Here is a 24,217-nt window from a genome sequence, read left to right as displayed (position 1 = left end):
CCTGCATCTGACCTGCGAATTTTAATGGCTTTTTTTCGGCCCCTGACGTACCAGGTCCTTGCCATTGTCAAACACCTCCTGAGTGACCCAACGGCCGAGGATCAGCTGATGATTATCATCCAACACCGCGACAAATGGCCGGCCATTGCTATTGTTGGTCGCCAGTGCTACACCTGCGGCATTATTGAGGCCCAGGCCGCCACTTTCCACTAACCTTAAAAAGGCTTCCAGTTCATCCAGCGTGCTGATCAGTTCTTTATCGTCAATCATGTTTTCTACCCAGTTGTCGCTAAAAGCGCGTAGCATATCAGCTCTGCCACTGTCTGCGCCAGTATTGGGACTGATGAACCTGCTCAGCACTATTTGTCTGTATGCCCCTGTTCATCGGCGATGTCTGATTGCATGGCTTGTTTAATGGCCTCTTCCGTCTGGATAAAGAGCTTACGATAATCGTGATCGTACTGCTGGCCTTCACTGCCATGTTGCCAGGTATCGTAGAGTTGCTCAGATGCTGCCTTTTCAGTTTGCCAAAATGCCTGTTTTTTCTGCTCGGCAAGCTCAGGCTCAAAACCCAGGCAAGTCAGTGCACTAGCCCCCAAATTTAATGCTGAATGGTAAGTCTCACTGACTATCACATCGGCACCGGCGTGTTTTAATTCGTAGTGATGGCCCCTGTCGAACGCCCTGGCCAGAACGGTTACGCTCGGATGGTTTTGCTTAACGGCATGCACCAGTACCTTGGCACTTTCCCGATCATCAATAGCTACCACCAATAACGCGGCCTGTTCAATACCGGCTGTGTGCAATAGCTCGGGCCGTGTCGCATCTCCAAAGTAGGCTTTAACTTGTATCCGACGCATTGACTCAACCTGATTCACATCGAGATCCATAACCACGGTGTGTACGCCATTGGCGATCAGTAATCGGTTTACAATCTGACCAAATCGACCAATCCCCGCAATAATCACCTGACCCTGCTCCTGGATATCATCATATGCCTGAGGATTAGTGGTCTGCTGATAGCGCGGTAATATGACTTTGTCGTAGAGAATAAACAGCATAGGTGTCAGAAACATAGATAAGGCGACAACGAGCTGTAGCAAGCTCACAGTCGTAGCAGGAATAACATGGTTTTGCAGTGCATAACTCAAAAGTACAAAACCAAACTCGCCAGCCTGAGACAAACTCAGAGCAAATAACCAGCGATCACTGTTGCGAATTTTAAATAACATTGCCAGAGCCCACAGTACACCAGCTTTGACTAACATCACTGTGAGCGTAAGTGTCATGATCAGGATTAGATGCTCGGACAATATGGTAAAGTTAATACCTGCCCCGACAGTAATAAAAAACAGCCCCAGCAGTAAGCCTTTAAAGGGTTCAATATTTGATTCCAGCTCATGACGAAATTCACTGTTAGCCAATACCACACCTGCCAGAAAGGTGCCTAAAGCCGGAGATAACCCCACCAGGCTCATCAAAGCGGCAATGCCAATGACAAGCAACAAGGCAGTTGCCACAAAGATTTCCCGTAACCCTGAGTTAGCAACATAATGAAACAAGGGGCGACTCAGGTAATGCCCTATCACGACAACCCCTGCGATGCTGGCAAAAATCGCACCGGCATAGGCCCAGGTTGGCAATCCAGCCACTAAGCTCAGTGATTCATGGTGCTGCGCCGTGGTTTGCATCGTCTGTGCAGCACTGACCAACTCGGGCAGTGCCAGAACCGGAATAAATGCCAGTATGGGGATCACGGCAATATCTTGCATCAGCAACACTGAAAAGGCATTGTGCCCGCCTTCGGTCTTTGTCAGACCTTTTTCATTAAAGGTTTGCAGTACAATCGCTGTAGAAGACAAAGAGAATACCAAGCCGATTGCCACTGCAACGCTCACGGGCTGCCCCAGTAACCAGGCAATCAGCGCCAAAAGGACTGCGCTGCCGGTGACCTGCAACCCGCCCAGGCCTAATAACCGATGACGCATTTGCCAAAGCATCTGAGGATGCAGCTCCAGTCCGACCAGAAACAACATCATCACCACCCCGAACTCAGCAAAATGCTGAATTGTTATGGTTTCTTCACCCACCATGCCGGATACAGGACCGATAATCACCCCTGCAATGAGATAACCCAGTACCGAGCCCAGCCCCAGTTTTTTTGCCAGCGGCACCATAATGACGGCGGCTGCCAGATAAATGAAAGCCTGGATAAAATAGCCAGTCATGCGAAGCCACCTGCTACTTTGGCTGCAACCTGGCACACAGGTTTATTTGCATCGAGGATAATGCAAGGTGTTGATCCGTTGACACTTAGTACATTATTTTTTTTCATATTCAGACATCTCAATTTCGCGCAGTGACCTTCTAAACTTTAGTACGAAAAGGGCAAGTATGCTGACTCAGGCTGATCTAAGGATGATGTAATGGTTACACAGACACACTGTCCGTTTCGACAGCCAGAGTAACAGGTTCAGTACATCGGAGTGTTAACCGTATTTTAACTCTCTACAGCGTAGTGTGAGTAAAAAAGGACTGCTAAAATGACGTACACAACTTCAACAGATAAGTTTGACCGCACGGCACGTGCGCTTCACTGGATCTCAGCCGCCGTGATCCTATGGGCGATGTTGTCTGGTTTTTACATGGCCTTATTTGAAGTAGACAGCACAACCAAAAGAACACTCAGTACCTTCAATGTCTCTTTGACCTTCGTCTATTTTCCGCTATTCCTCTGGCGTCTGGTACATAGAATTACCTGCACACCACCGACCCAACTCGAACAACTCAGCTTACGCCACGCAAACCTCGCCTGTACAGCGCATAAATTCATTTACTTGCTTACGAGTATTGTAATGTGCTCCGGTGTATTAATGATGCAGCGTTCGTTCTGCGTGTTTGGCCTGTTTACTGTGCCGCCTTTGCTCAGCACCACGAGCCTGCAGGACGTATTTGCCCGCATACACGTGATTAGCAATGTTATGTTGCTGCTTATGGTCACTGTACATATTCTGGCGGTAATAAAGCATCAGCTTGGTGGACGAGCAATATTGCAAAGAATGTTGTGAACGAAACACGAAAGAGCGCTTTTTTAGACGCCGGACACCCGGCTGAATGGTAAAACTTTATCACAGCACTGATGGAATCACACGATTGTTCCTATATAGTTGTTCCCTCAAGACATTTGGTGATAATCTGTGCAGAGTTGCAGTTTTTAAGGATAAACGTTATGCAATCATCTCCTCGTTTTCACTATATAGACAACTTGCGTAGTCTGGCTCTGTTACTGGGTGTCGTGTTTCATGCTGCGCTGGCCTATGGTCCTTACTTTTCAAATATCTGGTTTACCGCCGACCCGACAAATCACGTCGCATTTGACTACTTTGCTATCTGGTCACACTTATTCCGAATGCCGCTATTTTTTGTCATCGCCGGATTTTGTGCGGCCCTGTTAATTAGCAAACGTGGTGGCACTGGCTTTATAACCAACCGTCTAAAACGCGTATTACTGCCATTTGTGGTGTTTTTTCCTCTGACCATGCTGGTACTTTTCCATGCGCTTGGCTGGGGAGCTGAAATCGCTCACGAAAAACCAGCCCTGTTTACGGTTTTTCAGTCTGTGAAAGAGCCGATTATCTCGACCATGCATTTATGGTTTTTGTGGAACCTGACCCAGTTCTGTTTACTCTTTTGGCTGTTGCAAATGCACGCCAGTCTGTATCAGTCGATATTGGCAGTGATTGTACGCCCGGCTTTTCTGCTTGTGGCTTTACCCATTTTGCTTACGGTCGCACTGTATCAGCAGCTGGTGCCGTTTCCGGCACCTGATAAACTCTATCCGGAGCTTTGGTCCTATGGCTTTTATGGTGTTCTATTCCTGGTCGGTGCCGGACTTTACCACCATCATATTCGGGTAGAGCAGTATGCCCATAACTTTATTCCGTTGTTGACAATAGCATGTCTGTCATTGGTGCCTTATTTTTATCTCATGCCACCTTCTCCCTCGTTGGAAGCCATAATTCGCGCGGCCAATACAGGCGTAACAACACCTGAACATATCGATATCTATGTTGTCATCGCTCAGTCAATTGCGATTGTGGCCTGGACTGGCGTGGCCTTTTTGGCAGGCTATAAATGGCTCAACCAATTCAGCCAGCTAAACAAGTATTTGTCGGATGCCTCTTACTGGATCTACCTTATCCATGTACCGGTACTAATGTATATCCAGTTCCCACTGAGTAATACCACTTTGTCGCCCTGGCTTAAAATGCTCGTTGCCGTGTCTGCGACCATGGCCCTCGGTCTGCTAAGCTATCAACTGCTGGTCAGACACACCTTGATAGGTGTCTTGCTCAACGGAAAAAGGGTTAAAACAGCCCGCTCCCAGCAACAAGCTACGCCAGTTTCATAACTATAAGCCCGGTTAACTGACCGCTGGGCGACGTACACTAAGCAATTTATTTAGATGATGTAAAAGCAGGTAGATGAGGTGCTACCTGCTATCAGTAAAAACACGATAGAAAAACACTAATCATTTGATTAGTGTAATTATAATTTTTTATTTTGATACCATTCCCCTTCTTTTAAAGTTGTTTTCTCAACCGGCTTCTCGCCTACTGAGCATCGCTTTAAGCGCCTGCTTTCTTGTACCCTGTCTTATAAATTAGGTTCTAAAAGGCCCATTCGAACGACAGAACATTTCCCTTTCAGCAAACTTGCCAACATATTCACAGCTAAGGGGACGTCAAAATGGACAAAACACTCGAAAATGCTTCTGCGCCAGAAGCGATTAAAAAAACAACCACAATAAAGTCGCGCCAGCCGCTGCCAATAAAGACCCGAGGTAAAGCACTCAGTTACAGTGTCATATTCTGGTTTATATCCGTGCTACTCGGGCAGTGGTTTTTCTTTTACTACATTATCAAGTTTTACGGATTTTCGGTGATCAATAACAATATGGAAATCTGGAATCGTTGGGAGGTGATGGGGGCTACTCCCTATCATGCCGGAGACTTTGCGGGTAACATGGCATTTGCCGCCCACGCAATCGGCGCTGGCATCGTGGCGTTTGGTGGCGTATTTCAACTTCTTCCCAAAATGCGCAGCCGCTTTCCAGCGTTTCATAGAGTCAATGGCTACGTTTATCTGCTCACCGTCATCTTACTGGCACTCTCAGGATATTATCTGGTGTGGTTCAGAGACACCAACCCTATCCAATTAGGCGACATAGGTACCAGCATTAATGGGTCATTGATCCTGGGGTTCGCCTATTTAACGGTACACAGTGCAATAAAAAAAGACATTGAAAGTCACAGAAAGTGGGCTATCTGTTTGTTTCTTGTTTCAAATGCACAATGGTTTCTGAGAGTGGGTGTATTCAGTTACCTGATCACAGGCACCACATTGGGTCTTAACCCCGCATTTGGCGATCCCTTCTTCACACTGTGGACTTTTGGCTGCTTTTTGATCCCACTATTGACGGCACAGCTTTTCTTTTATGCTCAGTCAAGCCGAAACCCGCGGGTAAAACTGGCAGTCAGTATAACCTTATGTGTGCTTACCCTGCTTATGCTAATCGGCATCATGGGCTATACGCCTTTTCTGCTCTCTGTTATGTCTGAAGGCCCCATCTCTATGTAACTCCGGGTACTTGCAAGATCACAAAAAACAGGGCGATTAAATCGCCCTGTTTGATCTTTATTAATGTGACGTAACTGCCACTATAGCTTTGTGGTATCGACACGCAGTGTGTCTAAATGTGCACTAATTGCCGGGTCTACCTTGTTCGAGTTACCGCCACCCAGATGCTTAGCAAAAAACTGCTCCATCGCCACAATCGAGGCCAGTTTGTTATTTTGTTTCAGGAAACCATGTCCTTCGTCTTTAGCGAGAATGTACTCGACGGGATGATTTTTAGCAGCCAGGGCTCTGGCGATATTGTCCGACTCGTTCTGTGTAACACGGGGATCATTTGCACCTTGCACCAGCATCAGAGGCGCTTTGATTTGGTCCACAAAATTAATTGGCGAGCGTGATTCCATATCCGCTCTGTCTTTAGCAACCTCAGGATCTCCTACTGACACATACCAGGTCCCCAGATAAGGACGAAAATGTGCAGGGAAAGATTCCATCAAAGTGATCAAGCTGGACGGGCCAACATACGAAATCACCGCTTTATAGACATCTGGCGTAAACGTCGCACCAGCGAGCGCAGCATATCCGCCATAAGAAGCTCCCATAATGCCAACACGCTGTTTATCAGTAATACCTTGCCCTACCAAGTAGTTTACACCATCGGTCAGGTCCTGTTGCATAGTGCCAGTACCCCAGTTTTTTTCACCCAGCTGAACAAAGCGCTTACCAAACCCGAGAGACCCGCGAAAGTTAGGTTGCAGCACTGCATAACCACGGTTTGCAAAGTAATGAGCTACAGGTACAAAATAATCACTGCTATAGCCCCACTGATCTCTCGCCCATGGGCCGCCATGAGGCAGCACTATGGTTGGCAAGTTTTTTTGAACATGCTTAGGTAACGTTAGATAAGCCTGAATTTCAACTCCGTCAGAGGCAGTATAGGTAATCGACTTTCTGTCCCCCAATAGTTCAGGGTCAAACTCAGGTGCTTCATTGAGCAACCCTGTCAGCGTGTTCTGAGCCGGAGAATAGGCGTATTTCTCATCGGGTTTATCAGCGTAAGACACTGTCAGGATCCACTGTCCCTCTTTATTTACTTGTTCAACCTTGAGTTCTATGTCCTCAGTGAAGTAGCTTTCTATTTGTGCCAATACCTTAGACGCCTTTTCTGTCAGCGTGTAGTTACGTAGTCTCCCTCCATAATATGACGCGATCAAAATCTGTCCCTGCTCATCGAACACTACATGATGCAGATCAGACTCCCCCAGCGGATCAGCGTGTTCAGTCACTATAGACTTGTCAGTCAGATTGACCCGCAGCAGCTCCAGCTTGTCTCGCCCTTCAATACTGGCTGCGATATAAGCCGTATTGGTGTCCTCGTTGAAACTGATGATATCCAGTAATTCACCACTTTCTGTTGTGAGTACAGTCTGCCAGGATTGCCCATCAAACTGATACAAGCTGCGGGAGTTATCATCATTCATCCCTGCGCCAACGACAACCATTCCAGTGCTGCTAAGCTGAGCATCAGACAGGTTGAGAGTATTTACCTGAGTCAGCTCAAGGTGACCCGTATCCATAGCCAGGTGGAAGAAGTCCCTACGTGCCGCATCACGGTGGTTTGCTGCCACGGCCAATATATTAACATCGTGTTTCGACTGCTCCAGCAGCTTGTAATCAACCTTGTCGTTATGCGTTAACCGAGTCATTGCACTGATCGCTGGGTTTTGGTCATTTAGTGCCAGTTTATATAACTGACGGTTTTCGTTGCCCTGGTGATCTTTACTAAAAATGATGTCATTTTCATAAGCTGACCAGATAAAACTGTCAACTGAGTCCGTCAGAGTCGTAACAGCAACAGGCGCTGCGTCAGGCGTATCGGCGGCAACTACAAATAGGTTCTGTGCGCCATTGTGCATCTTTAAAAAAGCAATCCATTTGCCATCGGGAGAAAGAGTAACCGCACTTTTATCGCGGCTGCTAAATAGACTTTCGACATCCACAAAAGCCGGAGCCTGCACAAGTGCGCTTTGCTCGATAGCAGGCTGTATGGCCTGTTGCGCATTATTCTGTGTGCAACCCGACAACATGGCCGTGCCCAATACGGTACTCAATGCAACACTTAGTGTAAGTCTGGTTAATTTGTTTTTATTCTTCATCATGTCACTCCTTTTGCTTGTTAAAAACATCATTACACGATTTTTTATTATTGTAAAACGATAATTAATTTTCTTTTTTCAGAAATTAGTTTCTGTATGGTATGATTCTTATCAAGAACAACATCGAAAGAAGGGATATTTATGGTCAAATCGACAGACAAAATTCAGCGCTGGTGCGGCACCCTCCGTGCCGCTGTGCTAGGTATAAGTGGCATGGTATTTTCATTTCTTGCCTATCAGCTGCTCATCAATGGTCAGGTACGTTATGTCGAAAGCGAATCATTCGACTTACTTTGGCAAAGTGAACAGGCCAGCAACGGCGTATTGTTTGCTCTAAGTGTGCCATTGCTGGCAGGGATGTTGCTGAATATGTACTGGATCATGCGGCTACTAAAACTCTTTAGTGTCGGACACTTCTTTCATAACAGCTGCTACACCTGCTACCTCGGCTTTATCTGGACAAAAATTGCGTTGGTACTCTATTCGTCTGGTCTGACTTTTTCGCTGGATTATTGGTATCACACGCTTTATCACTCAAATCAGGTGGTACTGAAAATCCCGTTTGGTGAGCTTATGACGCTCGGCCTGTTTGCCATGGTGGCTTACCTACTCAAAGCGGCAAAAGAAATAGAAGACGAAAACAAGGAGTTTGTTTAAGTCATGGAAATAGTTGTCAACTTAGATGTGGTGATGGCAATGCGCAAAGTGTCATCAAAGGAGCTGGCTAAGGCCATTGGGATCACCGAAGCGAACCTATCCTTGCTCAAACGCGGAAAGGTTAAAGGAGTGCGCTTCGAAACACTGGCACAGATCTGTCATTATTTAGACTGTCAGCCAGGTGATCTACTGGCTTTTAAACCAGATGGGGAATAACAATCCCAATTTTACTTAATACCTGTTCAATTTGAAGGAGCAAATAGAACTCTTAATTAAGTAAATTGGTATCACCTGGGGTTGCAGATAGCACTGCAACCCCAGCTTCATGAAAAGGAGTTAAAACTGCGCCACAAACTGTAAGTTAGTTTCATCACCGGCATCACGGTCAATATATTCAGCTTTCAGGTAGTAGCTGTCGTTGAGAAAGTACTTGCCTTCCAACGCTAAATCAGAGTCATATGAGCCTACACCCACAGCAATATTGCGGTTAAAGTAGTAATTTACCAGGGCAGTATTGTAGGAGACATCTTTGTCGCCCAAATCGACCTCATGGTGAGATACATCTACGCTGATATAACGCTCTGCATCCAGATGCATAAAGTAGCGGCCAGATACAGTGTAGTTGTCCACTTCATCATCTGTATCGATTGTCACACCCAGATAATCAGTGTCATTGATCTGATGATTATACTCGGCTTTTAGCCAGGTACTATCGGCAATCTGGTCAAATTCATTGCGACGAACACTCAGCTTTAGTTTGTCGTTGTACAGATATCCGATGCCGTAAGTATAATGATCGTCTATTTCATCCAGGTCTGCGACTCGACCTACCACGAATACTTCTTTGCTAAAGTACCCCTCACCAGCAAAAGAAGATTCGTTCCTATACTCATCTTTGTAGTATTTCAGGCTTACATTGCTGTCTGTATCAAGATAGCCAAAGTCATCCCACACACCAGAGCTCTGCTGCGGTGCAAAAAAATAACGACTGCTTAGCAATAGCGCATCGTTGTCATAGGTACGGTCCTGATCGTGAGCCGTTGCACTGTTAAACCATTGCTTGGTCTCAGTTGCGTGAGCAGGTGTGGCAGTCATAACGGCAAGTGCCGCAAGTGTGAGTAGCTTTTTCATAAGACCCCTTATTTCCATATAGCAAAGCGGTATTGCCCACTACTTCGTGAGCGCCGCGCATAGTATAGAGACTTAACTGAACGCGCAATGATTTTTTCAGTGTTTTACCGTTTTTTGCTTTACGGGTAATATGTTAGGCGACTCTTTGCACAAACAGACAACGATAACATATGAGTATAGTGATAATTGAAGACGAACCTGCGATTGCCGATACGCTGGTTCATATTCTGGAAATGGATGGATTTAATGTACATTGGTTTACCACCGCTGGCGACGGACTTGAATACTTACAACAACAATCTGCTGATTTAGTGATACTGGACGTTGGCCTGCCCGATGGCAATGGCTTCGATCTATGCAAGCAGTTACGCCAGTTTTCTACGGTGCCTATTATATTTTTAACCGCACGGGGTGATGAAATCGATCGCGTTGTAGGTCTTGAAATTGGTGCTGACGATTATGTCACTAAACCTTTTAGTCCACGAGAAATGCTCGCGCGGGTGAAACTCAGATTAAGAAAGCCTCAGCATACAGCTACGACTCCAAACGTTCAGTCAATAAAAAGATGGGAGGCAAAAAACTTTGATTATTACTACCAGGGAATGGCGCTTGGTCTGACTGCACTGGAGTTTAAAGTAGTTCATGCCCTGATAACGCATTCACCGAATGTGCTAAGCCGAGCACAGTTATTGGATGCGACTCAAGCCCCGGCTGACTGTGGTTATGAGCGAAATATTGATAGCCACATCAAAGCAATACGAATAAAAATGAAACAATTTGACTGCTCAGAATGGTTAAAAACGAAACGCGGATTTGGTTATTACTTCGAGGATTGCAGGTGAAGTCATTACGCTGGCCGCGGATCCCGCTGGGGCTGAGGTTTTTTATGCTCTATCTGATATTGGTGCTACTAACAACTTATGTAATCAGCAATACCATGCTCAGAGAGATTAAGCCCACCATACGTCAGGCAACCGAAGAAACCCTGGTCGATATGGCTAATTTACTCGCGGTTGTTGTTGCAGAAGATCTGGCTCAGGATAAGGCCAGTAACAGCCGCCTGGTTGAACTGATGAAAGTATATGGACAGCGAAAAGTCGATGCCGCTATTTGGGGGATTGAGAAAACCAATATGTCGCACCGTATTTATCTTACTGATCAGCGCGGTATTGTGGTTGCCGACTCCTGGCAAAAAGACGTCGGCAGTGACTTTTCTCAGTGGAACGACGTGTACCTGACATTGCGCGGTGAGTACGGTGCACGCTCAAGTGCCACTGACCCAAAAGATCCTTTATCAACCGTCATGCATGTCGCCGCACCAGTCATATATCAAGGTAAAGTCATCGGCAGTCTCACCGTTGCCAAAGCAAACCGTTCTGTTCAACCATTTATTGAGCACAGCCAGCAGCGGATCTTAAAATGGCTCGGTTTGCTGAGTTTACTGGCCCTGCTGATAGGTGCCCTGATTGCCTGGCGCGTCAATTCCGCAGTCACAAAGCTGGCTGAATACGCCAGAAAAATGGGCCTGGGTGAACAGGCAGATAAACCTCAATTTCGGATCTTCTACGAATATCGTCAACTGAGTGACGCCTTAGAACAGATGCGAAACCAGCTCGACGGCAAAGTGTATATCGAGCAGTATATAGAAACACTCACCCACGAACTGAAAAGTCCGCTTTCTGGTATCAAAGGCGCCAGTGAACTATTACAGATGCCCCTGAGCGAGGACAAGCGCCAGCAGTTTGCAGGTAATGTAGAGCGAGAAACGCACCGTATGCAGCAACTGATTGATAGATTGCTCGATCTGGCCCGGCTGGAGCAATTACCCGCTCTGAACACTCGACAAACGGTGCCGATTGCGCCCCTGCTCAACAAATGTGAGCAAATACTTACAAATCGACTAATGCAAAAGTCAGCCACCTTCAGCATCTCATGCAGTCAAATAACAAGCGTCAATGGCGATCCATTTCTGCTGCAGCAAGCCTTGCTCAACCTGCTCGAAAACGCACTGGACTTCGTTACACCACAGGGCGAGATCCGCCTGTCCGTCACACACAGCAGCGACACCTGCACATTCCGCATTTATAACACGGGCCCGGCAATTCCGGATTATGCCCTGCCCAGGTTATGTGAACGGTTTTATTCCCTGGCACGCGCGAATGGAACAAAAAGTACCGGGCTGGGCCTCAACTTTGTCGAAAGAGTTGCCAGGCTACATCAGGGGAAGCTGGCTATCGGCAATCATGAGCAGGGAGTCATGGCCACCCTCATCATAAAAACACCATAAGATCCCCACATAAGCGCCATTTAAACACCAATCAGCTCGGTTAGCCTGTCTCTACATCAAGTTTAACCGAGACACTTATGACACAACAAATTACAGAAAAAACCGGGATTAAATTAGCCATCATCGCCGCAATCATCGTATTGCTGATGATCCCCATCGCCATGATCAGCGACCTAATCGACGAGCGATCATCCACTCAGCACAAGGTGCAACAGGAAATAGCCCGCAGCACCAGTGGCGCCCAATCTTTAATAGCACCATTTCTTTACGCCGAATACGAAGTAACCAAGATGATCGACGGCGTGCAAACACCGCAAAAGCATCGCCATGTCATACTTCCTGAACAGTTGACGGTATCGGGCACACTCGACACCTTTGAAAAATACCGCAGCATCTACAAAGCACAGCTATATCGCGCAGACTTGAAGCTGACAGGCCATTTTGATAAGCAACAATTGCATGATTTAACTCAGCTGCCGCTGACCCGCCTGAGCATGGTAATGGGGATCAGTGATATCCGGGGGATTGGCCAAAACACACAGGTCTCAATAAACGGCCAGACACACACACTTATTCCGGGTACCACACTTAACTCAATTGACGAGGGGGTGCATATTCCACTGACTCTGGCAGAACTGGAGCAGACAGCTGTAACATTTGATATCCAACTGCACTTGCAAGGCATGAGCACTTTGGCTGTCGCGCCCTTAGGTGTGCACACTCAGGTTTCGCTCGAAGCCAACTGGCCACACCCCAGTTTTCAGGGGGATTACCTGCCCGTTCGCTCTGATATCAGTGACACTCACTTTAGTGCCAGCTGGGAAACCAGCTACTTTGCGACCAATATGAAAGAGCTTTTCTCACGTTGTCTCTTTGGCAACCAATGTGAAGCATTAGAAGCACGTAATATGGGCGTACGCCTGGTGGACCCGGTCGATCATTACCTTAAGAGTCATCGCGCCACCAACTATGCCCTGCTGGTGATTATTCTGGTGATGTCGAGCTTCTTTTTACTGGAACTGAGCAAATCCAAAGCCATCCACCCGGTACAATATGGCTTTGTCGGCTTATCTTTGGCGGTTTTTTACTTGTTGCTGATTTCTCTGAGCGAACACCTTGGATTTGCCTGGGCCTATACCCTATCCGCACTGGCGGCAATTACATTGCTTGTGAGCTACGTTTGGGGGATCCTGCAAAGTGCACGACTGAGTATCAGCTATTTTGCCGGACTCAGCGTCTTATATTCTATGCTCTACGCTATGCTGAGTGCCGAACACTATGCGTTGCTCATGGGCAGCCTCGTATGCTTTGTAGTACTCGCAGTAGTCATGCTCGCAACCCGGCATGTTAACTGGTACGGTGCCGCTAAGGTGCCTGTCAGACAAAACTCAGAAGCATCAAGTTAATAGCGGACATTGACGCCCAGGCGCCCGAGCGGTTCACGCAGGTGCCTGGGCGTTGACCTGATATCTGAAAGAGCAAACAAGCCCGAGTCGATAATTGAAAATATCAGCACAAATCATTCAATCAGACTGGCTTTCGTACCTCCAAGCGCCCCCGATTAGTACTTCAAGATGACGCATATAGCTTATTCCAATCCAAACTCATTATTCCTCCATATTTTTGCGATATACTAAACACTGGGTAAGAACATACTAGGAAATTCAATGCGCCATTTTACACGTGCCTTTTTAGCCGCTGCGATGCTCACCACATTATCAGGATGTGAGCTTGGCAGTGACGACAAACTGCCAGTCATAGTGCAAATCGAGCCAACCAAGAGCAATATTGCCATTACTAAAGTCTCCACAGGTCCGCTTGAAACGCTGGAACCGAATACAACGGTCACGGTCTTCTACGATGTTGATATCACCGGCTTTAAGGATATTGACGTCGACGTACACTTTTATCTGGTACACGCAGCTGAGCTGGACACCTCTGACGGTGAAGAAGCCGAAATTGAAGAAGTGCACAAAGTTGGCGCATTGGAATTAACGCAGGTCTCACAGGGCAGCCACAACTTCCAAACTGACATTACCATTCCAGACACACTATTGGGTGGTCACTATCATCTGATAGCACAAATAGATCCTCATGATGACCATGTTGAAGATGTCGAAGAAGACAACCACCCATCGGTAGATCATGAACCCTTTGCAGATGGTGACTTCCCGTTTGCCGATGTGCATGTGCGTGTCCTGGAAAGTCACGACTACAAGCTCGTAAGCGCAACATTTGGTCAGGAAGCGCTGATCCTGGATGTGCCCAACACCAATGACGGTACCAGTGAACATCATTCCGATCTGGTCGGCTATCTGACCGCAGACTACGAAGGTGCCAACCTGGGCAATACCGCTATTACTGCAGAAATCCTGGTGAATGGTAATTGGCAAACGACTCATTTCTGGAATGCAGAAACCAAAGCCTACGAGGCACAGATCACTCACAGCTTCACGGCTGGTTTGCATGATGAGCACATAGGCTTTGACATAGCGCTGGATGATGCCCTGCTCACCCAGATTTATCAGGGGTACGACGCAACGCAGGAGCAGTCATTACAGGTGCGTTTCACCTTAACCGATCTGGCCCAGAGTGCTGAAACCATCACAGATAACAACGTGATCGAAACTCAGCTCCCTCTTTATTTCTTTGCCGGCGAAAGCACAGATACTGAACAAAGCCTGGCTAAACGTGATGCCCAGTACTCAGTTGGCCTTGCGAATATCAAATTAGAAAAAGAGTTTGATAAATCTTACGGCGATAAGTCTAAATTCAGCGTCGGCGTGGATTTAAGTGGTCAATTGTTTATTGTACCAACGGGCGATCCTGGCGGACGTATTGCCGGCGAAGGTGTGGTTGAAGCCTACTTCTTTAACGCGCAGAATACCTTGTTCAGTATTTCTTATGACGGCAGTGCCTATATCAGTGGGCAAAACACCGGCTATGCATCGGAAATGATCATCTTTAATAACGTTGCGTTTGAGGATGAGAAGTACACCACGAAATATGAAAAATCCTGGGAGAAATCCTGGGAAGAGGAAAAAGTACTGGCCCAGGCTCGCTTTACCATAGGTCCGGTCCCTATGAGTGTTGAAGCTGGTGTCACTGGCAACCTGGGTTTTGAACTCACAGTGGGTTACAACGCAGAGCTCTATGCAGAAGGCGACCTCTTCCATGTAGACTTTGGTGCATTTGGGCGCGGCGGTGTTAATCTGGGTCTGGTCTCAGCCGGTATTCAAGCTATTTTGACCTTGATTGATAATACCTTTGCAATGGAGTCCAATGCAGGTTTTGCACTGGTGTCTACTGGTAACAATAAACCTCATATCTATTATGCACTTGAACTGAAAAACGATCTGGACGTAATCTCTGGAAAATTTGGCTTGTATGCAGAAACCATTGGGGTCAAGTGGTGTAAGAAATGGGGGATTCCATATCCTTGTGGTAAGAAAACACACCGTTACGACCTGTGGTTGTATCAAACACCCAGCGTGTTTAACAAGTCCTGGACTTTGTACTCCAAAGAGGACGAAATCGAACTATGATCAATCTTTGTCGATTGACACTGCTTGCAGCGCCCTTTGCGGCGCTGACAAGCTTTCAGGTTATGGCTGGCACTCAGTGCCAGCCACAATACACCTTTGATATTAAAACCCAGACTTCCTTCGACTATATAAAGTTACAAAGTGCCCCACAAACGTCTATGGTGCATTTACAGGGGTTGCTCTCCCTGAAGCCTGCAAAAAAAGAACAAGAAAAAAACTGGTGGGCGATTAAAGCAGATCAAGTCACCGCCGCTGTGGGCAAAGAGCGCATGCCATTGCCCAGCTATGAGCATGCCTTTGCGTTTAAAGTGACAGAAAATGGCCTCATCAGTGATTTTTACTTTGCGACCACACTGGATCAACAAACCCAGGACAAGCTAAAAGGGCTGGCTTATTATCTTCAATATCAACACGATATAAGTCAGGTAAGCAAAGAGCCCGACACTCTGGGGCAGTATCAGCCAGCATATCAACATACTGGTAAACAGTTAAAAATGGTCAAACAGCACTACAGCAACTTTGACCGTACTCAGCTTGCCACTTTTAACCGTATTGAGGTGCTCGACTCCGCACACTTCATTACGCCCTCAACTTGCTTTATTGAACACAGAGAAGGCCAGGAAGCCCTGGCTCTGACAGGTACAGACTTGCGCTTTGGTTCACAACAAAGCTATACGCTGACACTCGCGCCTCAGCCATTCAAGAGCAAGTTGTACGAGCTGGACAACGACCTAGCGGCTTGGCAAACAACTGAGGCAGAACTCAGTGATGCTGAGAAAGCACGGCTGGCGGCTGAGCTAAACCAGTTGATTACCACGCAAGATATTACTCAGATAGACGCCCATACCCTGTCTATTCTGCTGCAAAAATACAATGCTGTGATTGGCACCCTGGCGCCGCTCATACTCTCGGGCGAGTTAAATGATAAAGCTCAGATGCGTCTGTTCAATGCACTAGGACAACTCGACTCGGATACCAGCCAGCAATTACTTAGCCAGTTATTACTGGCTGAAAAGCAACCTTTAACTCAGTTTCGTGCGCTGCGCGCGCTGACTCAGGGCAATGCCCCCTTGTCACAGCAGGCTGCGGACATGCTATTGGGAATGCTGACCGATGGCTTTAGTACACTTGACTCAGAAGTCGAATCCAGTTTCTATATGACATTGGGGATCTTGCTCAACAACCGCAGCGGATCTGACACAGCCACACAGTTAAGTCTGGCCATTACTGAACAGATCACGCTGGGTGAAAATGAAGGCAAAACGGCCAGTCTGATCACCGCATTGGGGAACAGTCGCGATCCACAGCATGAAACCCTGATCAATGCCCATTTGTCGGACACCAGTGCCCGTATTGAAAAAGCTTCTATCCGTGCACTGGGTATGATGCAAACTGACACGGCCTACCAGCATCTGGAACAACACTTCTTTAAATCGCCAGAGCGTAATAAAAAAGCCCTGCTCAGTGCATTAGGGCATTATCAGATGAGTGCCAGAACCAGTGATACCGTGCTGAATATGGCGGTCAATGATCAGGACGATGCGATTCGACTGGCTGCGATTAACGCCTTAGCCACCCAGCAGCAAAAGGACGGGATTAAGCCAATACTGCGCCAGGCATTGCAAAGTGAAACCTCCCGGCGAAACTTTAAGGCCATCATAAAACTGCTACACAGTAAGGACGAAAAGGCGCAATAGCGCCTTTTCTTCTTTTTGGAAGACGGTGTCTTCTGGATAAACCAGTTAATACCAATTTCACTTAATACCTGTTCTATTTGAAGGAGCAAATATGACGCTAACGGCGTTAAAAATTTCTCATTTAGAACAACTAAATAGCAAAATTTTTGCCTCGCCTACATGGATGTAGGTGCCTCAGCGATAGCAGGACGCGAGAGCGGTGTTATCGACCCTATTTTCTCGCCTCAAAATAGAACACTTAATTAAGCAAATTGGTATTACGACTTTTTGTGCTCCACAGAGTAAAGTTCGCAAACCGGATCTGTCGAACCACTCCACTGCTTATTATCATGGCCACCTAAAATCACCGGTGTACCGGAATGGTACGCCGTAAGCAACATGCTATAAATAGATTCACACCCAACGCTGTCTCTGTTAACAAAATACCCAGACGAGCACTTTGTGCCATTCTTCTTGAGAAAGATGAACACACAGCCTGACGACATTACTCACGCTCTGGCTGAAGCACTACAAAACAAACTCGCAATGCTACCACAAAGTTTTAGACAATTTTTCCCATTACATACAAACAGTCCGCCCGAAAAGAAAACTGCTATGGGTACAGATTTAGGCCTAAGTTTAAGCCTTTAACCCAATTAGTTACTTATGTATACTAAGATCTATAATTGACAGTAACATGGCTCATTTCGACAAAGTAGCCTGTTTAATACTTAACCCAATTTCAGGAATTTGCATTTTGAGCGATACTAACCCGCAGGCCCGCAGGGTCTTTGAACAGAATGAGCGCTGCCCGATCCGGAATGTGGTAGCACAGATAGGTGACAAATGGTCGATTTTAATTCTGTTTGCACTGGTCGATGGCCCAGACCGTTTTAACGCCTTAAAATCGAGGATTCAGGGAATTTCGCAGCGCATGCTGACACAAACATTGCGTGATCTGGAGCGCGATGGCTATGTCAAACGCACTGTCTACCCTCAGGTACCGGTAAAAGTGGAATATGAACTGACAGAACTGGGGCGGGGACTCGCTAAACCCGCCTGGCAGCTGGTGTCCTGGGCCGACGATCACTTTGACGAAATAGCCTCGGCCCGTGCCAGTTATGATGAAGCAAATCAGGCGGAGTGACCAGAACGAGCGCAGTCTGAGTGACGGCACAATCATTAATGAAAGCTAGCCGACAGGTATCTCAATGACCCTTAATTGTTGAGACTCGTCGCCCTGCGCCAGCACAGTGCCTTGTGGGTCTATAATCAGGCTGTTACCAATGAAACGAACGCCCGTATTACAGTCGTGATCCATACCCAGGCGATTAGCGGCTATCACATAGACACCATAGTCTTTGGCCGCTTTTTTGATCACTGCCAGGCTGTCCTCACCACAAAAGTTAGACGGATTAAGAATGATCTGCACGCCCTGCTGTTTAAGTGCTTGCAAACCGTCTTCAAACCAAATGTCGTAACATAACAAGACGCCAATTTTGACCCCCTGAACTTCATACACGCAGAAGTCTTTACCAGGCACAAATCGTAACTGATCCGTTGACGCAAGATGCACTTTGCGGTGAATGCCCAGTAAACCCTCAGGACCTGTCAGCAACGTACTGTTGTAGAGCTGCCCTTCGTAGCACTCAGCGAGTCCCGCAACAATACAGGCTGATTTTTCCTTAGCCAGGGATTGCAGCAATCGTGAAGTTGCGCCCTGATACAAATCTTCTGCCAGATCAAAAACTTGCTGGCGGTCGAAGAATATACTTCCCGTAGTACACAACTCAGGAAGCAACAAGAGATCAAACTCATGAGACATCACCAGCGCATGCTTGATGGCGTCACGGTTTTGCTCAGGCTCAGCAAATGCCACATCGAACTGAAAAAAGCCTACTTTCATCACATCTCCTTACTTATTTAGCCTGATCAAACTGGCGGAACGTCAAATTAAAACGGGGACCTGCCCCTTCTGATGCCCGCGGCACCGCATGCTGATAGCGTGACTGAAAACCCTCGCCCATGACAAACAAAGAGCCATTTTCCAGCTCAACCGAGTGTACCTCCTGATGATCTTGTGTGTTGCGTATCAGAAAGGTACGCTTTGCGCCTATACTCAAAGAGGGAATGACATTAGTAGAGCCAAACGCTGGCAAATCACAGTGAAAATCCATCCACTCTTCACCGTCAGGATAATACAGACATACACACACAGGAAAAACTAACCCGGTTTGTTCTGTCAGGCGCTGATGGATCTGCTCAATTAACGCAAACCAGGGCTGTTGTCTGCCATGGAATAGACCGAACTGGCCCGATTGAGCAAGCTCAGGTTCTAACAGATTAACTTTCCAGGGCCGAATAGCAGCCTTTGAGCCGTCTCCCATGGTTATGGTTTCAGGTTGTGAAAGGTCAAAGTGGTCTGTCAGCCACTGATACAAAGCCAGGCTTTCTTCCTGAGTTAAAAAATCGGGGTCGTAGCTGTATTCGCAGTGTAATGGTAGCTTCATACTTGATTCCTTTACGCGCTTAGGTTTTGCACTTTCTCCTATCTTCTGACGGGTGTCAATAACAGGGCATTACGTGTATTGTGATTGGCCTTTTCGCCAGACGCTAGGTAAAATGTCGGCCTTTGAAGTCGATGCCAGTTGCAGGTTATTTGTGTTAGTCAATTACGCTCCCCCCACCGATCCCTATCTTGATATTCTCTATCAGGACGAACACATGCTGGTGTTAAATAAACCCAGTGGCTTACTGAGCGTACCGGGTAAGGATCCTAAACACTGGGACAGTGTGATCAACCGGGTTAATCTGGTATATCCCAACGCAAAGATAGTTCATCGTCTGGATATGGCGACATCCGGAGTATTATGCCTGGCCATGCATAAAGCAGCACATCGCTTTCTGAGTATCCAATTTCAGGATCGCCTGACAGCCAAACGTTATATCGCACGGGTGCATGGCCTTGTAGAGCAAAAGCAGGGGTCTGTGGACCTGCCGCTGATCTGCGACTGGCCAAACCGCCCGAAGCAAATGGTCTGTCACGAGACAGGTAAACCTTCGCTAACGCATTTTGAAGTGTTATCACACGAATCTATGGCAACCCGCGTCAAGCTTACCCCGATCACCGGACGCTCCCATCAACTGCGAGTGCATATGCTGTCACTCGGCCACCCCATTTTAGGAGATCGCCTCTACTCCCAAGGTGAAGCGCTGGCTGCAGCATCCCGGCTTCAGTTGCACGCAGAAATGCTGCAGATCAGTCACCCTGAGTCAGAAAAAATGATGACCTTTATTGCACCTGTGCCGTTTTAAACAGATCCAGCGCACTGGCGGTCATGGCACGTACACCGGTTTTTATGGTCAGCGGATAGTCCGGTGCAAACTTGCTCGAATGCAACGAAGGTAGCGCTTCACCCGAAAACTGAGCCTGCTGGTACGCCTCAGGCTCAACGCCACCCAACCAGAAAATCGTTGCCGGGATATTTTCCGGGGTGCGACCATATAAGCCAAAGTCTTCACCGGCCATCACAGGCTCAGCCTTGACGACATGTTCGTCACCCAGCTCAGCACGAATGCTTTTTTCAACCCGCGCTGCTAGCTCAGGTGTGTTATAGGTCGAAGGAATACTCTCTTCTTCGTGAACATACACAATCGGGGCGAGTTCAGGCGGCAAGCCCGCACTGTATGCAATCCCCTTGGTCATACGCTCCAGCGCTGCAATTTGCTGCTCTCGAACAGCAGGGTCATATGAACGCAGTGTCAGCTGAAGTTTAACTTCGTTAGAAATGATATTGTGTTTTGAACCACCGTGGATTGAGCCCACCGTGATCACCGAAGGTTTTAACGGCGAAATTTCGCGACTGGTAATAGTTTGCGCCGCAAGTACGATGCGCGATGCCAGTACCACAGGATCAACCGTAGTGTGAGGATATGCACCGTGCCCTCCCTTGCCTCTCACTGTGATGTCAACTGAGTCCACATTCGCCAATGCATAGCCCGGCGCAATGGCAACCTGACCTGCCGGTAACGACGCACTGACATGTAACCCAAGGACATGATCGGGCTTAGCAAAGCGGCTAAATAAGCCTTCTTTAAGCATGGCTTTCGCTCCAGCCCCGACTTCTTCTGCGGGTTGAGCGACCATCATCAGGGTGCCCTGCCACTGATCGCGGTTATTCGCCAGCTGCTGAGCGGTGCCAATAAAGCTGGTCATATGAATATCATGGCCACACCCATGCATGACACCGACTTCGTTGTTGTTGGCATCTTTAACCCGCACCTTTGACGCATACGCTTTTCCGGTCTGCTCGATAATAGGTAAACCATCGGTATCGGCGCGGATCATCACTGTTGGCCCCTCTCCGTTGCGCAGTAACCCAACTACGCCATGCCCGCCAACCCGCTCGGTCACGTCAAATCCAAGTTGCTGAAGTTCATCCGCCAGTCGCTTTGCGGTCTGCTCCTCTTGGTAGGAAAGTTCAGGGTTCTGATGCAAATGCAAATAGAGCGCCTCTAGCTTTGGCAAAGCGCGGGATACTTGGGTATCCAGTTCGTAGGCCAGCGTGCAATGACTCGCCAGCGCCAGTGATAGTGCAGATAGTAGTGTTTTCATCGTTGTTATTCTTACCGTTTTTTTGGATACTCAGCTTGCGAAGAAATTTTTATAATTGCAACCTCTTTGCGGTATCAGGGCGATGATAAAAGGCGCAGCAGCACCGATTATTCCTTTCTTTCTGCATAACCTTTGCTAAGCTTAAAGTCTGAACAACCATCAAATTGCAGCCGTGAAAACGATTACTATCAATGACTTAAAACCTGGTATGTTTGTGGTCAGTGTCACCCGACAGGCAGGACACGTACGCGTAAAAAGTCAGGGCTGGGTGCGCACCACAGGCGCCATCGGCTCTTTACAAAAAGCGGGCGTACTCGAAGTAGAAATCGATCCGGACAAAACACTGCAAGCCAAAACCAAAGTTCAGTCTGAACCACAAAATGAAACACATCAGGATAATGTCACGGTGCATGACCCTTGGCACAAAAGCACCAGTGTTGAGGCCGAGCTGGATCATGCAAGTGCTTTATACGAGGAAGCCAAAGGACTGCAGGAAAAAGCCTTCGCCGATGTCAAAGCCGGTAAAGCCATCGCGGTTGAAGAGTTTAAACAAACGGCTTCGGGGTTTATTGACTCCGTTTTTCGCAATCAGGATGCACTGGCCTGTATTGCCCGGATCCGTGAAAAAGACAGCTATTTACTCGAGCATTCACTGAATGTGTCTATTCTGATGAGCATTTTTGCTAAACACCTTGGCCTCGAACGCGACATCATTGAGCAGCTCGCCACCGGTGCCTTGTTGCATGACATTGGCAAAATCAAGGTGCCAAACGAAATCCTTAATAAACCCGGTAAGCTCACAGATGACGAATACCAGCAAATGATGGCCCATGCCAAATACAGCTATGAGATTGTTGGCGAAAGCGGACTGGGCCAGATTGCCACCGAGATTGCGGGCTTTCACCATGAGCGTCTGGATGGCAGTGGCTACCCCTTTGCTAAACAAGGCGATGACCTGTCTCAGTATGTTCGCATGGCAGCCATCGTTGATGTTTACGATGCCCTGACGGCCGAACGCGTCTATAAGGTTGGACTAACCCCGATCCGCGCCTTTCGTATTTTAAAAGAGGGTACGCCGGGGCATTATGACGCCGACCTGCTGGCCCATTTTATTAACTGCATTGGCGTGTATCCGGTAGGCACTCTGGTGAAACTCAAGAGCGAACGTATTGGCATAGTGGCCTCAAGTAACCCCAATGAGCCACTTAAGCCGGTGGTAAAAGTGTTTTATCACGCCAAAAATATGCTTTATACAGAAGTAAAAGACATAGATCTGGCCGATAAGCGTGTGACCGATGAGCTGGAAGCGGCGATAAAACCGGAAGAGTTCAGTATTGATCTGATCCGCTTTTTCCGCCACACCATGATGCCCTGAATAATAACAATGTGTGTAATTGGTATAGGTACTATTGGTTATCAGGCCAATCCTGCATCGCCTGCAGGGTAAACTCTATCCCATCAAAATCGAACATGGCTTGCTCTGGGGTGATCTCCACCAACTGCAGGGCGCCCATGTTATCGCCCTCATACAATTCACGATTATTCAGTTTAATCCAACGCTTTTGAGCATCGGTGGCGTAAATATGGGCCTGATAACGCAGTCTTGGCAGACTGTTTTGCAGCTGCTCTGGCAGTAACTCAACGGGCGTTGCTCTGGCTGACCCTCGGGTACTGGACAAGACTTCAGAGACAATGCGGTCAGATTTAGGCGCAGTTTCTTCCACAGCCTGTTCAAACGCTTTCTTTAATTCATCGGGTACGCCAGCAAGGGCCTCAGCCTCCTGACGCTGTGCTTCCTGTCGGGCTGCGTTGGCACGAGATTGCTCCAGTGGTACACCTAGCACCCGATAGCCGCTTAAATCTTCCAGCGGTTGTTGGTTGAGGTGTCCCTGATTTGTCGCATAAACGGGCTGGTTAGTAGGCCGGTAACCTTGCTGTACTGCGCTATACTGATTGCCGACGGGTTGCTGAATAATCTGACCATTAGCAGAGACAGGCACCAGCTGTTGCGAGTACACAGGTTGCCCCTGAGCATCAAAGCCAACCTGGACTGACATCCACTGATAATGGATCTGGCGCTGCGCGTTTTGCATGACGGGGTTAATCACTGGATTGACACCCTGGTTCATCGGCTGACTCATCACCTGACCAGGCTGGACAACAACCGGATTACCCATAGCAACCTGATTGTGAGGCACGGCCGTTACTGGCGCTGCGGCAGTGGCGGGGCTGTCTTGTTTCTCTGCCTGATTCGCCACTGTAACATTTGCGGTGTCATCATGTTCAGCGGCTGTTTTCGCAACCACTGCGTCGGTCGGCCTCTCCTGAAAGGCTTCACCGACAAAATAGCCAGCGCCCAAAGCACATAAGCTGATCAGCGCGCCACCCAGAGACAGACTTAGACGGCGATAGAAACGGACCTGTTGCTCATGACGTGATTGTTGATAATCCTGCTCAGAGTCGATTTGTTGAGATTGTTTTAATGCATTGATTAGGTACGACATATCACACCA

At 47.7% G+C, this 24,217-nt stretch carries 21 protein-coding genes; 13 read left to right on the top strand and 8 right to left on the bottom strand.

Translation table 11 applies throughout. From position 1 onward, the window contains the following. Window positions 1-21: 21 nt before the first annotated feature. Window positions 22-270 carry a hypothetical protein gene (locus tag CWB98_RS10285; RefSeq protein WP_138544878.1) on the bottom strand — a complete coding sequence of 83 codons (249 nt, stop codon included), beginning with the start codon at window positions 268-270 and terminating at the stop codon, window positions 22-24. An 89-nt stretch (window positions 271-359) separates the two neighbouring features. Beyond that, complete coding sequence (locus CWB98_RS10280) at window positions 360-2,228, bottom strand: monovalent cation:proton antiporter-2 (CPA2) family protein (RefSeq protein ID WP_138544787.1); 1,869 nt, start codon at window positions 2,226-2,228, stop codon at window positions 360-362. Window positions 2,229-2,543: 315 nt separating this feature from the next. On the opposite strand from CWB98_RS10280, the gene CWB98_RS10275 reads away from it, so the two are divergent. From CWB98_RS10275 to CWB98_RS10265, 3 genes are all read left to right on the top strand, one after another. Beyond that, window positions 2,544-3,068, top strand: coding sequence for a cytochrome b (locus CWB98_RS10275; RefSeq protein ID WP_138544786.1), 525 nt, complete (start codon window positions 2,544-2,546; stop codon window positions 3,066-3,068). A gap of 161 nt (window positions 3,069-3,229) precedes the next feature. Beyond that, window positions 3,230-4,411 carry an acyltransferase family protein gene (locus CWB98_RS10270; protein WP_138544785.1) on the top strand — a complete coding sequence of 394 codons (1,182 nt, stop codon included), beginning with the start codon at window positions 3,230-3,232 and terminating at the stop codon, window positions 4,409-4,411. A gap of 338 nt (window positions 4,412-4,749) precedes the next feature. Beyond that, on the top strand, window positions 4,750-5,640 hold the full coding sequence (locus CWB98_RS10265; RefSeq protein ID WP_138544784.1) for a DUF2306 domain-containing protein: 891 nt from the start codon (window positions 4,750-4,752) through the stop codon (window positions 5,638-5,640). Window positions 5,641-5,720: 80 nt separating this feature from the next. On the opposite strand, the gene CWB98_RS10260 is transcribed toward CWB98_RS10265, so the two are convergent. Next, entirely contained in the window at window positions 5,721-7,796 is a 2,076-nt protein-coding gene (locus tag CWB98_RS10260; RefSeq protein WP_249364656.1) for a S9 family peptidase, read from the bottom strand. Between the two features lie 138 nt (window positions 7,797-7,934). Between CWB98_RS10260 and CWB98_RS10255 the strand changes: the two genes are divergently transcribed. Continuing rightward, window positions 7,935-8,450 carry a hypothetical protein gene (locus CWB98_RS10255; protein WP_138544783.1) on the top strand — a complete coding sequence of 172 codons (516 nt, stop codon included), beginning with the start codon at window positions 7,935-7,937 and terminating at the stop codon, window positions 8,448-8,450. Window positions 8,451-8,453: 3 nt separating this feature from the next. Continuing rightward, complete coding sequence (locus CWB98_RS10250; protein ID WP_046003591.1) at window positions 8,454-8,666, top strand: helix-turn-helix domain-containing protein; 213 nt, start codon at window positions 8,454-8,456, stop codon at window positions 8,664-8,666. Window positions 8,667-8,786: 120 nt separating this feature from the next. On the opposite strand, the gene CWB98_RS10245 is transcribed toward CWB98_RS10250, so the two are convergent. Then, window positions 8,787-9,581 carry a putative porin gene (locus CWB98_RS10245; protein WP_138544782.1) on the bottom strand — a complete coding sequence of 265 codons (795 nt, stop codon included), beginning with the start codon at window positions 9,579-9,581 and terminating at the stop codon, window positions 8,787-8,789. A 170-nt stretch (window positions 9,582-9,751) separates the two neighbouring features. Between CWB98_RS10245 and CWB98_RS10240 the strand changes: the two genes are divergently transcribed. The 6 genes from CWB98_RS10240 (at window position 9,752) to CWB98_RS10215 (ending at window position 18,236) form a co-directional block, all read left to right on the top strand. Then, on the top strand, window positions 9,752-10,423 hold the full coding sequence (locus CWB98_RS10240) for a response regulator (protein WP_138544781.1): 672 nt from the start codon (window positions 9,752-9,754) through the stop codon (window positions 10,421-10,423). Then, window positions 10,420-11,868, top strand: coding sequence for a two-component system sensor histidine kinase CreC (gene creC / locus CWB98_RS10235; RefSeq protein WP_212751132.1), 1,449 nt, complete (start codon window positions 10,420-10,422; stop codon window positions 11,866-11,868). The genes CWB98_RS10240 and creC overlap by 4 nt, the downstream gene beginning before the upstream one ends. Window positions 11,869-11,945: 77 nt before the next feature. Continuing rightward, entirely contained in the window at window positions 11,946-13,274 is a 1,329-nt protein-coding gene (creD, locus tag CWB98_RS10230; RefSeq protein ID WP_138544779.1) for a cell envelope integrity protein CreD, read from the top strand. Between the two features lie 261 nt (window positions 13,275-13,535). Continuing rightward, window positions 13,536-15,413 (top strand): hypothetical protein, encoded by a 1,878-nt coding sequence (locus tag CWB98_RS10225; RefSeq protein ID WP_138544778.1) that lies wholly within the window; start codon window positions 13,536-13,538, stop codon window positions 15,411-15,413. After that, complete coding sequence (locus CWB98_RS10220) at window positions 15,410-17,110, top strand: HEAT repeat domain-containing protein (RefSeq protein ID WP_138544777.1); 1,701 nt, start codon at window positions 15,410-15,412, stop codon at window positions 17,108-17,110. Before CWB98_RS10225 ends, CWB98_RS10220 begins: the two co-directional genes overlap by 4 nt. A gap of 736 nt (window positions 17,111-17,846) precedes the next feature. Further along, a complete protein-coding gene (locus tag CWB98_RS10215) occupies window positions 17,847-18,236 on the top strand; it encodes a winged helix-turn-helix transcriptional regulator (protein ID WP_212751131.1) in 390 nt (129 codons plus the stop codon). A 45-nt stretch (window positions 18,237-18,281) separates the two neighbouring features. Here CWB98_RS10215 and CWB98_RS10210 read toward each other — a convergent pair whose 3' ends face one another. Together CWB98_RS10210 and CWB98_RS10205 are read right to left on the bottom strand one after the other, a co-directional pair. After that, the gene (locus tag CWB98_RS10210; protein WP_138544775.1) at window positions 18,282-18,995 is read right to left on the bottom strand and encodes a nitrilase-related carbon-nitrogen hydrolase; all 714 of its coding nucleotides are present in this window, start codon (window positions 18,993-18,995) and stop codon (window positions 18,282-18,284) included. Between the two features lie 13 nt (window positions 18,996-19,008). Continuing rightward, complete coding sequence (locus tag CWB98_RS10205) at window positions 19,009-19,599, bottom strand: alpha-ketoglutarate-dependent dioxygenase AlkB (RefSeq protein ID WP_138544774.1); 591 nt, start codon at window positions 19,597-19,599, stop codon at window positions 19,009-19,011. Between the two features lie 151 nt (window positions 19,600-19,750). Here CWB98_RS10205 and rluA point away from each other — a divergent pair, with 151 nt between their 5' ends. Next, window positions 19,751-20,404 (top strand): bifunctional tRNA pseudouridine(32) synthase/23S rRNA pseudouridine(746) synthase RluA, encoded by a 654-nt coding sequence (gene rluA, locus CWB98_RS10200; protein ID WP_171045625.1) that lies wholly within the window; start codon window positions 19,751-19,753, stop codon window positions 20,402-20,404. On the opposite strand, the gene CWB98_RS10195 is transcribed toward rluA, so the two are convergent. Next, window positions 20,382-21,704: a M20 metallopeptidase family protein gene (locus tag CWB98_RS10195; RefSeq protein WP_138544773.1), complete on the bottom strand. Its 1,323-nt coding sequence runs from the start codon at window positions 21,702-21,704 to the stop codon at window positions 20,382-20,384. The genes rluA and CWB98_RS10195 overlap by 23 nt on opposite strands. A 172-nt stretch (window positions 21,705-21,876) precedes the next feature. On the opposite strand from CWB98_RS10195, the gene CWB98_RS10190 reads away from it, so the two are divergent. Continuing rightward, window positions 21,877-23,079, top strand: a complete 1,203-nt coding sequence (locus CWB98_RS10190) for an HD-GYP domain-containing protein (protein ID WP_138544772.1) — start codon at window positions 21,877-21,879, stop codon at window positions 23,077-23,079. Between the two features lie 31 nt (window positions 23,080-23,110). Here the strand turns inward: CWB98_RS10190 and CWB98_RS10185 are convergent, their stop codons facing one another. Then, window positions 23,111-24,208 (bottom strand): general secretion pathway protein GspB, encoded by a 1,098-nt coding sequence (locus CWB98_RS10185; RefSeq protein WP_138544771.1) that lies wholly within the window; start codon window positions 24,206-24,208, stop codon window positions 23,111-23,113. Window positions 24,209-24,217 lie beyond the last annotated feature (9 nt).

Source organism: Pseudoalteromonas rubra (assembly GCF_005887115.1).
Classification (GTDB): domain Bacteria; phylum Pseudomonadota; class Gammaproteobacteria; order Enterobacterales; family Alteromonadaceae; genus Pseudoalteromonas; species Pseudoalteromonas rubra_F.
The sequence above is the reverse complement of the archived record's forward strand: the minus strand, read 5'-3'. Positions and strand labels throughout refer to the sequence as shown.